9 protein-coding genes are annotated in these 11,286 nt (G+C 53.6%); 2 read left to right on the top strand and 7 right to left on the bottom strand.

Annotated features, from left to right (window positions below; genetic code table 11):
- Positions 1-174: 174 nt before the first annotated feature.
- The 4 genes from HNQ81_RS13045 to HNQ81_RS17955 all read right to left on the bottom strand — a co-directional run bounded on the left by HNQ81_RS13045 (position 175) and on the right by HNQ81_RS17955 (position 4,261).
- Positions 175-465 carry a hypothetical protein gene (locus HNQ81_RS13045; protein WP_183351750.1) on the bottom strand — a complete coding sequence of 97 codons (291 nt, stop codon included), beginning with the start codon at positions 463-465 and terminating at the stop codon, positions 175-177.
- Entirely contained in the window at positions 449-907 is a 459-nt protein-coding gene (locus HNQ81_RS13050; RefSeq protein WP_244960482.1) for an acyl-CoA thioesterase, read from the bottom strand. The genes HNQ81_RS13045 and HNQ81_RS13050 overlap by 17 nt, the downstream gene beginning before the upstream one ends.
- A gap of 171 nt (positions 908-1,078) precedes the next feature.
- Entirely contained in the window at positions 1,079-3,682 is a 2,604-nt protein-coding gene (clpB, locus tag HNQ81_RS13055) for an ATP-dependent chaperone ClpB (protein WP_183351751.1), read from the bottom strand.
- Positions 3,683-3,922: 240 nt separating this feature from the next.
- Positions 3,923-4,261, bottom strand: coding sequence for an IscA/HesB family protein (locus HNQ81_RS17955; RefSeq protein WP_337833454.1), 339 nt, complete (start codon positions 4,259-4,261; stop codon positions 3,923-3,925).
- Between the two features lie 380 nt (positions 4,262-4,641).
- Between HNQ81_RS17955 and HNQ81_RS13065 the strand changes: the two genes are divergently transcribed.
- Entirely contained in the window at positions 4,642-5,751 is a 1,110-nt protein-coding gene (locus HNQ81_RS13065) for a 6-phosphofructokinase (protein WP_183351753.1), read from the top strand.
- Positions 5,752-5,764: 13 nt separating this feature from the next.
- On the top strand, positions 5,765-6,433 hold the full coding sequence (locus tag HNQ81_RS13070; protein WP_337833455.1) for an endonuclease III domain-containing protein: 669 nt from the start codon (positions 5,765-5,767) through the stop codon (positions 6,431-6,433).
- Between the two features lie 18 nt (positions 6,434-6,451).
- Here the strand turns inward: HNQ81_RS13070 and HNQ81_RS13075 are convergent, their stop codons facing one another.
- From HNQ81_RS13075 to HNQ81_RS13085, 3 genes are all read right to left on the bottom strand, one after another.
- Positions 6,452-9,745 carry an AfsR/SARP family transcriptional regulator gene (locus HNQ81_RS13075; protein WP_183351754.1) on the bottom strand — a complete coding sequence of 1,098 codons (3,294 nt, stop codon included), beginning with the start codon at positions 9,743-9,745 and terminating at the stop codon, positions 6,452-6,454.
- A complete protein-coding gene (locus HNQ81_RS13080) occupies positions 9,742-10,512 on the bottom strand; it encodes an RNA methyltransferase (protein WP_183351755.1) in 771 nt (256 codons plus the stop codon). The genes HNQ81_RS13075 and HNQ81_RS13080 overlap by 4 nt, the downstream gene beginning before the upstream one ends.
- A gap of 192 nt (positions 10,513-10,704) precedes the next feature.
- Positions 10,705-11,217 (bottom strand): hypothetical protein, encoded by a 513-nt coding sequence (locus HNQ81_RS13085; RefSeq protein WP_183351756.1) that lies wholly within the window; start codon positions 11,215-11,217, stop codon positions 10,705-10,707.
- Positions 11,218-11,286 lie beyond the last annotated feature (69 nt).

Raw genomic sequence — 11,286 nt, forward strand, 5'->3', positions numbered from 1 at the left:
CCGCCACGCCTCTTCGCAACCACACGCGCTTCATTCAACACGTCCCGTCACCCAAAGACCGCGGCAAACTACTGTATCTCCTGGACCATGTCAAGATCGATTTTCATTGATTGTTGAAATTCTTTGGTCATGCTGAACAAACCCTTTTCACTGCATAACGATATCCGTCTCTTCTCATCTTCCAGAATCCACCCATTTCTGCAGAGTTGTAATGATTTTCTCTGCTTGTTCACTGCTCGAGATATTGAACTTCGACTTCGGGATATATTCACCCTGGCGCTTCTGGTAGCGACGGATCGTGTACATGTCTTTCGTAAATTCGCCCTTGCTCTTGTCCCAGTTCTGGTAGCGGAAGAGAATAGTCGTCCACGCCCCTTTGGAAAGAAGCTCCTTGTCGAGTTCCTTGACGAGGAGAACCCCGTCTTCTTCATAGTTTATTGTAATATCTTCAGCTTGTTTCGTCATCTTTGGTGAGTGTCTTTGATTGGACCTGCAAATGGCATTCCTTCCTGTGCATGGCCTCCCGTGCCCTGCGGATGCCTTCTTCAGTGATGGGGGTATAGGGAGGAACCGGTGTCGGCCGGCCATCTGCATTCAAAGATACAAAAGTCAGGTATGCGGAGGCGATATGCTTTACCTCGCCACTCCGGAGGTTTTCCGCCTCGACCCGGACCCCAATCTCCATGGAGGTCCGGCCGGTGGCGTTCAGAGAAGCCTTGACAATGAGAAGGTTGCCGATGAACACAGGTCTATGGAAGTCAAGCCGATCGATCGACGCGGTCACTGTATTGGTGCGGGCATGCTTTGCGGCGACCACCCCGGCGGCATCATCAATGAATTTCATAATGTCGCCGCCGTGGACGTTGCCGGCAGGATTGGCATGCTGGGGAAGCATCATATGGGCCATGGTCACGCTGCAATGATTGTTTGTCATTTCTTCCTCTCGTTTCACTGATTCGAAGTGTAATCAGACGCCATGATACCTGCAGGAGAGAGCACGGGCAATCGGATTGGGAGAAAAGTGGAAATTTGTCGACTTTTCTCCCAATGTGGTGGGGCTCTAATACCCGATGTTGGCTCAGGATTTCTGCTGTTTGGAAAAGGTGATGCCGCTGCTGCCGGCCTCGACGAGGATGTGATCGTTCTCCGTGTATCTCCCTTCGAGGATGTCCATGGCAAGAGGATCTTCGAGGTGGCGCTGGATCGCCCTTTTCAGCGGCCGGGCTCCGAAGACCGGGTTGTAACCGGTATCGACGAGAAACTGCCTGGCGCTTTGGCGGATATGCAGGGTGATATTACGTTCCTGCAGACGTTCATTGAGCCTGTTCAGTTGGATGTCGACGATGCGGAGCATCTCTTCCTTGCCGAGACTATGGAAAATAATCGTTTCGTCGATCCGGTTGAGGAACTCGGGTTTGAACTCGTTGTGGAGGATTTCCTCGATCTGTATCCGTATTTCTTCAAATGAGGCATGGCCCTCCGCCATTTTCATGATCAGATGGCTACCGAGGTTGGAGGTCATGATCAGGATGGTGTTCTTGAAGTCGACGGTTCGACCTTTGCCATCGGTCATCCGGCCGTCGTCGAGAACCTGAAGCAACACGTTGAAGACATCGGGATGCGCCTTTTCAATCTCGTCTAAAAGAATGACGGCATAGGGACGCCGGCGGACGGCTTCGGTGAGATATCCGCCCTCATCATACCCGACATAACCAGGCGGAGCGCCGATCAGCCTGGCGACAGAGTGCTTTTCCATGAATTCCGACATATCGATGCGGATCATTGCCTGGTCGCTGTCGAACAGGAAATCGGCAAGTGCTCTGGCCAATTCGGTCTTGCCGACACCGGTCGGGCCGAGAAAGAGAAAGGAGCCGAGGGGACGGTCGGGGTCCTGCAGCCCGGCCCGGGCGCGGCGCACGGCATTGGCAACGGAAACAATGGCCGCATCCTGGCCGATGACCCGTTTTTTCAGGTTTGTTTCGGCATGGATGAGTTTGTCCTTTTCCCCTTCGAGCAGGCGGTCTACGGGGATTCCGGTCCATTTGGCGACAACGCTCGCGACATCTTCGGCGCCGACCTCTTCCTTCAGCATCCTGTGATTGGCCTGTATGTCTTGAAGTTTGTTGTTGGCGTCTTCCAGATCCCTCTGTAACTGGACGATCCGTCCGTAGCGGATTTCTGCGACCTTGCTCAGGTCGCCGGCCCTTTCCGCCCGTTGTTCCTCGACCTGGGCCGCCTCCATGGTTTCCTTGATCTTGCGGATGCTCTGGATGGTATCCCTTTCGAGAGTCCACTGGCCCCGCATCGCCACCAGTCGCTCGTTGAGCTCGGCCAGTTTTTTTCTCAGCTCATCGAGCCGTTCCTGGGAGGCCTTGTCGGTTTCCTTTTTCAAAGCCTCCTGTTCAATCTCGAGTTTGATTTTGTGACGTTCGAGCTCATCTATTTCCAGCGGCATCGAATCGATCTCTATGCGCAGTTTCGATGCGGCCTCGTCGATCAGGTCGATGGCCTTGTCGGGAAGAAAACGGTCGGTGATGTAGCGATTAGAGAGGATGACGGCGGCGACGGTGGCGGCATCCTGGATCCGGACACCGTGATGGACCTCGTACTTCTCCTTGATCCCGCGCAGGATGGCGATGGTGTCCTCGACGCTCGGTTCGACCACCAGGACTGGTTGGAATCGGCGTTCGAGGGCGCTATCCTTCTCGATATACTTCCGGTACTCATCGAGGGTGGTTGCCCCGACACAATGCAGTTCGCCACGTGCCAGAGCCGGCTTCAACATGTTGGAGGCATCCATTGATCCTTCGGCGGCTCCGGCCCCTACCAGAGTGTGGATCTCGTCGATGAAGAGGATGATCTCCCCGGCGCGTTTTTCCACCTCTTTGAGGACAGCCTTGAGCCGGTCCTCGAATTCGCCGCGGTATTTGGCACCGGCGACGAGGGCCCCGAGATCGAGGGTGATGACCTGTTTGTTCTTCAGTGTAGCCGGGATGTCGCCGTTGACGATTCTCTGTGCCAGTCCCTCGACAATGGCGGTCTTGCCGACTCCGGGCTCGCCGATCAGTACCGGATTGTTCTTGGTGCGGCGTGACAGGACCTGGATGATTCGACGAATTTCCTCATCACGGCCGATCACCGGATCAAGCTTGCCGCGCTTGGCGATGTCGGTAAGGTTGCGGCCGTATTTTTCAAGTGCCTGGTATTTTTCCTCGGGATACTGATCGGTTACTCGATGCTCGCCGCGGATGGTCTGCAACGCCTCGAGGAATCTCCTTTCGTCGATACCACTCTGGGCGAGTGTTGCCGCGGCACTGCTTTTCTGGTCACGGATGAGGGCCAGAAAGAGGTGCTCCTGGCTGACATAGGCGTCCTGCATCTGACTGGCGATGGCAAAGGACGAATCGAGGATTCTCTTCAGTTCCGGCGAAGCATAGACCTGTCCAGCGCCGCTTCCTGATACCCGGGGGATCTGTTCGATCAGCCGGTTGGCGCCCATGAGGACGAGCGAAGGATCGATCCCCATCTTCTGTAACACCGGAACGACAGAGCCGTTCGGCTGGACCAGGATGGCCTTGACGAGATGGGCGGGATGGATTTCCTGGTTGGAATTATCCTGTGCCAGTTGCTGCGCCGCCTGGATTGCTTCCTGGGATTTCAGGGTGAACTTGTCAAACTGCATATACTCCTCCGATACAGTATCCTGTTGAGATGCAAAGTGTGTACTTGCGGTTTCAAAGGTACAGATAAGCTAAGGATTGATGCTCGACCAGTCAAGGAGAGGGTTTTGAAGAAGTGATTGATCTGAAAAGAGAAAGGGCGGATCTCGTGAAAAAGATCCGCCCTCTTGAATCTCTGATTTTGCCTGAAAACACCGGATTAATCTTTATCCGGCAACAAGCACTCGTATTTCAGAAAAATATCAGCCGCAACTACCGGATCCACATGATCCCGAGCTGCATCCGCCGCCCCCGATGGGGTTCGCAGAGGTAATGCCGAAACCGGAACGAGGTCCGGCATCGATGAAATCTACCTTGATCGAGCCACACGTACGAAGAAGACCTTCTTCGACCAGGAATTTGAGGGAGTTGTTTTCGTACACCTTGTCGTTTGTCTTTGGCTCATCCAGAGCCAATCCCAGGGAGGGGCCGGATCAGCCGCCCTGCATCAGTGCGATACGAAGTGCAGAATCTATATTGTTCTGCTCCATGTACTCCTTGAGTTTTTCTACTGCCATTGTTGTAACGCTGAATTCAGACATGTAAAAGCCTCCTTATCTTCTATGGCTAAAGGGATTGTCTGCGGTTGTCATGAGTGCTTCCGCGGGGAAGCGGTTCGTTTACGACATAGTAAGACCAGCCCGAAAAGAAGTCAATTGACCACTCCGCGAAAATTTCTTATGACTCAATTTTCATCGATAAAGGAATTTGCCGGCGATGGCAAGGGAAAGCGGTTGGAATATGCTGTTTTTCCTTGCCTTGCCAAAATATGGAATGATAAAGTCCTAATCATTACAAAGAGAAAACAACAATAGAGTTGATAGTCGGGCCATTTAATGAAGCTGAATGGAAGAAGCCCGGCATAACCCAAGCCGACCAATCGGCATCAAATCCATCGACGGATTACAACCCGGAGAACAGTATGAAAAAGATCGTGATTTCCACCGGTGGAGGCGACGCTCCCGGCCTTAACGCGGTGATATATGCAGTAGTCCATTCCTGTTACAGACGTGGTTGGGAAGTATACGGCAGCCGCAGCGGCTATGGCGGATTGATGAATGTTGATGAGATGATTCGCCTTACCTTGAAAGATGTCGAGGGGATCTACGCTACCGGTGGCACTATCCTCGGGTCGACCAACAAGGGCAATCCGTTCTCAAAACCGGTTGAAAACCTCGCCGGCGAGATCCAGATTGTCGATATCTCGGACAAGATTCTTCGAAATTTCAATCGTATGAAATTCGATTGCCATATTGCCATCGGCGGCGACGGCAGCCTTGAGATCGCGCACCGTTTTGCCCAGAAGGGGATGCCGGTCATCGGCGTGCCGAAAACCATCGACAACGATCTGATGGCCACCAGTCGCACTTTCGGTTTCGATACGGCCGTGGCCACGGCGACCGATGCCATCGACAAACTCCATTCGACGGCAAAGTCCCACGACCGGGTGATGGTGGTCGAGGTCATGGGACGTGATTCCGGATGGATTGCGCTGTATTCCGGTATTTCCGGCGGGGCCGATGTCATTCTCATCCCGGAGATTCCCTTTGATATAGAGCAGGTTTGTGACAAGATTGCCGACAACGCCCTCCATGATAAGCATTATGCCATTGTTGTCGTCGCCGAAGGGGCAGTGACATCTGACGGCAAGGCCTTCAACAGGGGGAGCGGTGAACTTGGCCGGGAAGAGGTGATCCTTGGAGGAGTCGGCGAATGGGTAGCCAACGAAATACGCAAGCGGACCGACAAAGATACCCGATCGCTGGTACTTGGCCATCTGCAGCGCGGTGGGACGCCGACGACATTCGACCGCCTGCTGGCCTTGCGCTTTGGTGCCGCCGCCGTTCGCATGATCGAGCAGAGGACCTTCGACCACATGGTGGCTCTCAGCAACTCACGGATGATCGCTGTGCCGATCGCCGAGGCAATAATGGCCCGGAAGAAGGTCAACCTTGATGACGATAAGGTCCTGACGGCCCGTGAAATCGGCATCTGTCTAGGTGATAGTGGCATTGAAATGCCAATCTCTTAGGGAGAGTCCGAACGTGGGTGGCCGTAATGCATTTGTCGAAGCATATACCCGGCTGTTTCAACACTTTGGCGGCCAGGGATGGTGGCCGGGAGAGACGCCAATTGAGATCGTGGTCGGCGCAATCCTGACCCAGAACACCAACTGGGAGAATGTCAGGAAGGCGATCGTCAACCTCAAGGATGCCGGGGTGCTGGATTTTTATAGTCTTCTCGAATTGCCTGCGGAGGTGCTGGCGGAGTACGTCAGACCGTCCGGATACTACAATATCAAGACCAGGCGGTTGAAGAACCTCCTGGCGATGATCCGTGACAGATACGACGGTAACCTCGACGGATTGCTAGCCGACCAGACGGCAATGGCCCGTGAGAACCTGCTTTCAGTTCAGGGGATCGGCCCGGAGACGGCCGATTCGATCCTTCTCTACGCCGGTGGGCATCCGGTCTTTGTGATCGATGCCTACACCCATCGGATATTCTCCCGCCATGGTCTGGTCGCGGAAGAGAGCGATTATGACAGTATCCAGGAGGAGTTCGAGGGTCGTCTCCCTCGAGATGCTGCCCTGTACAACGAGTTTCATGCCCTGATCGTCATGGCTGGCAAGCATTTCTGCAAAAAGACAACCCCCCTGTGCGATCGATGTCCGCTTAGAGGGTTGAACGGTATGGCCGGAGATACTCCATAGTTTCCGGACGAAAACTGCTCAGGCCGTCAGGTCGACTAATTTTTTGAGGGAAAACGAGATAATTTCGTCCTGCAGATCATCGATTTCTTCATCAGTGTATTTGTTTCTCTTTAAAACCGATTTGTAACGTTCGAGGGTATTCCCGGCCTTGAGATGGTTGCTGCTGTCCCGGTACAGGGCATAGAGCAGGCTGACCAATCGCTCATCGTAAAAATAGATGTTCACAGACCGTTCAACGAGGGACATAGCTTCCTCGGTCTCTCCGGCTCTGACCATTATGGCAGCCCAGGAGATGGTCGCTTCGATCAGGGTGCTGATGATCTGATCATTCAAGGCCACCGCTTTCTCGCTGCAGAAGGTGTCTTCGGGCCACAATCCGTTGAGCAGGCTGAAGGCCGTTCGGAAGGCGTTGCCGGCCTGCCACCGTTCCCTGGCCCGGGCATGGCGCAGGCCGGCCCGGGCCGCGGCGATGAATTGCAACGCATCTGTCTGGGAATGGGCGAGTTCGAGTATTCCCTTCTTTAAAACCAGATACAGCTTGGCAGAGTGCGGCAGGGCTGGATCAATCCGGTTTCGCAGGCGAGTCAGAAGGGTGTCGAAGCTTCTTCTGGCATTGATCGGAGGGGAGTCGGGCCAGATGGCAAGCTGGACTTGTTCCTGGTTTATCTGCTGTCCTTTGGTGGTAAGCAGGATGCTCAGCAATTCGCGCTGCGATGGTGAAAAGTTGCTGGCCTGAAAAATAGTACGGCCGCCAAGGCTGATATGGAAATGGTCGAGCAGGAAGAAGTGAAGTTGGGGCATCAGGTCCCCGGAATCGTTTACTGAGATATCGAGTGTCTTCTGCGCCAGGGCGGTGACAAAATCCTTTTCGATATCGTTTTCCACCGCAAGTGACAAGAGTAGGGTCATCATAGCCGGTTCCCAGGTCCAGAAATGCTCGACTTGGTGCATCCGCATCAGTACCAGGCCGGTCCTGAGGTCATCGAGCGCCGGTTCCGGTCCCCTGGTGACAAGTTTGTGGTGGCTTCGATTGAGATACACGCAGATGAGAAAATAATGGGAGGGTATACATTTGGCTCCCTCCAGACCTTGTTCGAAGCAGGATTCCGCCTCATCTGCCATACCGAGACGGGAGTAGACCGTGCCGGCCATTATCGCGTTGAAGGTGTGGTGGAGTGAACCTCCTGACTCATTGTGCAGATGGATGGACAGCTTAATGGCGGCCAATGCCTCATCTCTCTGGCCAAGCAGGGCGTGGCCGAAAGCCTTCCATTGAAGGATCTGACTCTGCATATACGGTGTCGTTTTCTGTACAGCGATCGCCATCCCCCGATGAAGGATATCCATGGCTTCGGCGGTCCTGCCCAGTGCGAAGAGATTGCTGCTCTCCCAGGCATGAAAGTGGAGTGCCGCAAATGTTCGTTCCAGCACCTTAGGGGTGAACATCCGTTCAATAGCCTTGAGTTCTGCCGAGAAATTGAGTTGATCTCCGATCATTGACAGACGGCAGAGGAGCAGCGTTCGGATAAACAGTTTGTCGGACATGGCCACGAGTGGGTGACTGAGGAGGGCATAACAGGCCTCTGCTTCCTTCATGCATACGGCATGGCTGCCGCTGAACATTTCGATATATCCGCGGATAAACCTGCCTCCGGCAATCGCTGACTGCTGCCGTCTCCCTTCCTGCGAACCCTGCAATGCAAGGCAGGAGCGGGCTTTTTTTGTGTCCCCTGCAAAGAGGAAAAAACCGAAAGCCAGGCTGCGGGCCGCCAAATTCCTGACTGGCCGGGGAAGTGTTGTCGTCTTTTTCAGCAGGAGTTCGTTCAAGCGCGGCAGGAAGGCGGCGCCGGCGCGATAGTTGCCTGACACGATAATGTGGTAGTAGGTGGTCATCGCCAGGCTCATGATTTCTCCCTTCTCTTCACCGGTGCGGGAGAATGTGGTTTGCGCCGACTCAAAGAAAGGCAGGGTGGTGTGCGGGATGAGATCGAAGCGCAGTAGACCGACATAGAGTGCGATCCAGCTATGGCGATGGATCGTGGCCTCGGGGATTGATTCGAGGGCTGAGAGGATGCTGAACATAGTGTTCCGTTGGAGGAGATCGGTCCCTCTTTCGATCAGCACCGATTCGATTGCGGGAAAATCACCGGCATGAATGTAGCAGAGAATCGCTTTGTCCACTATTCCCTGGTAGAGATAATATTCGGCTTCGCTGATCCGGACTCTCCTCAATTCGTCAGGTGCGATCCGGATTGTTGCCTGCTGTTGCAGGAATTCCTGGAAAAGCCCGTGCAGGCGGAAGGTCTGCAGATGTCCTTCCTGGTAGTATATGAAGAGGTTGCGGACAACCAGATCCGCAAGAATGGAGTCAATGTCCTCTCTCCTGGAAATGATCCGTGCAAGCTGGAGAGGAATGTCGGAAAGGCAGGAGAGTTTCAGGAGGGCGTCATGCAGATCTTTCGGGATCTGGGCGAAAATCTCATCTCGAAAGAAATCAAATAAATACTGTTGTTCGACAGGTGACATTGAGCCGGAGACGGCGGTCTCCGACGGTAATTTGTCCCAGCCGTCGCTGGCGTGGCCGGCGAGGACGACGCCCATGATCCATCCGCCGGTAACGCGAAGTATGTCTTCGACACGTTTTTTGTCAGGCTTTCTCTTCAGGACGGAGGTCAAGTACTCTTCAATCTCTTTTCCAGTGAAGGCGAGGTCCCCTGTCCTCAGACGGCAGATTGAATTGTTGTTTCGCAGGACCCTGCACTTCAAGTGCAGCGGAAATCGACTGGTCAAAACAAACCTCAACTTTGGCGGTGAGGTGTCGATGAGGTAATCGATCAGAGTGTTGGTCAGGTGGTTGTCGGTGAGGAGATGGGTATCGTCAAAGACGATATAGAGATTGTGGGGGAGACGTGTGGCAAACTCATGGAGCAGCAGATTGGCACATCTCTGGAGATCAAGAGACCCCAGTTTGCCGTTGTAGAGAATTGATTCGAGTTCGGTTCCGGCCAATTCCGGATATTTTTCGTTGAGATTGAAGAGAAGGGAGGAGAGTACGCAGAAGGGGTCGGCATCCTCGGATCCGATCTGGTACCAGATATGGTTGAGGCGGTGATAGGTCAGGAACTGGGCGACCAGGACGCTCTTCCCCTGGCCGGCCTGTGCTTCGATGACGATGAGCTTGTTGGATGCAAGGGCGTCGTTCAGACGTGTGGTGAGGAGTCCCGTCCGGAGCAGAGACCGTGAAACATCAATGTGGGGAGGATAAAACTTGTTCGAAGGGATGTTCTCGAGATTTGGCAGTGGCCTGGTCATGTGGGGTTGTCTTCCTGTGATGGCTTGACGTCGGTAAGGGATTGATGCCAGAGAAACTGTCGGCATACGCCCCTGATGATATTGGTGTCTTTGGATGTCAGGCGTATCCGGTTGAGGAGCTGGCGGATATTGTTCATCCAGTAGGTGTGGCTTTTCTCGTGGAGAAAATTGATCCGCAGAAGAACGGTCTCGATATGGCTGTACATCCCCTCCAGTTCGAAGGTCGAAGCGAACTGGGGCGCTGGTTTCATGTCCTTTTGAGTATGGATGATGCCGTAATACAGTTCATAGCAGTGAATGGCCACCGCCTGGGCCAGATTCAGAGAAGAAAAATCGGCGGTAGGGATGGCGGAGGTCATCTGGCAGTATTTGAGGTCGTCGTTGGACAGGCCGTAGTTTTCAGGGCCGAAGACAAAGGCGATCTGGTTGGAGGCAATCTGCGGCAGCAGTTCTTCGACGACTGTTCGAGGGTTTTTTTCGAGAAGACGCTGGCGCCCCCGTCGGGCTGTCGTTCCAATGACGATGGAGAAAGGCGCCAGGGCTTGCTCCAGGGTGGCGTGTCGTTCCATGGTGTCGATGAGATGGACCGCCTTGTGGGTGGCCATTTTAGCCATAGTCTCGTAATCGGGAGGGCTGTCGCGAACGAGGATGAGACGGGAGAGTCCCATGTTATATGCGATACGGGCGGCGGCTCCGATATTTTCGGCAAATTTGGGATTGACGAGGACGATGGCGAAATGGTCGAGTAATGAGGGGTCGATATGCATAAAAATTCTGAAAATATCCGTAAAATCCCCAACTCAATGATGGGGTCTAAAGATAATAAAGATATTGATATAATTTAATTTTATTTAAGTTGTGAGCTGTCGTTTGACCCATGCTACTGGTTATGACGCCGTACCCGGATATCCTCTGTGACGAAACGGTGACGGACAAAAAAACCCTGGATCGCGATACCGCTATTTGTTGACAGTATCGGCGATGCTGAGCCTGCTGATTTTTTCGTATTCTTCCGCCTGCTTGTCTGGGGTTGTCGGCATCAGGCGCTTGAGCAGGGGTACGACTCCCCGTTCCGATTTCTCGAAAAGGCTCTCGGCTTCCTTGAGAGTGATCTGCCAGGCAGGGGCGAACCCAGGCGCTTTCTCAAACATGATATCGAGAGCTGTCTGGCAGATAAAGTACTGGCGGATCTCTTTCCGCCCCGGTTTCTGGTTCAGGGATTGCACTGTAATTCTCAGGTTGTCGCGTTCCTGCCGGAGGGAGTTCATCTCAATTTTCCGTCGTTCATTGTCGGCGGAATCGATTTCGAGCTTGGTATGCAGATGAGACCGCAGGCGGGCGACCTCCTTCGTCAGTTCGCGCCGCCGCAGAAAGCCGCGGATATAGATGATGATGCAGAATACAAGACCAAGGGCCAGACCCTGGGCAAAAGGACTGCTGAAAAAAAAATCGATCAGGTTTTTCTCTTCCATATCGAGCACTCTCCCTTATGGTGGGGATAAAATTAACTATCGATCGTATCCAGATTATTTATGAGAAAT

This window comes from Desulfoprunum benzoelyticum, assembly GCF_014201505.1.
GTDB lineage: Bacteria > Desulfobacterota > Desulfobulbia > Desulfobulbales > Desulfocapsaceae > Desulfoprunum > Desulfoprunum benzoelyticum.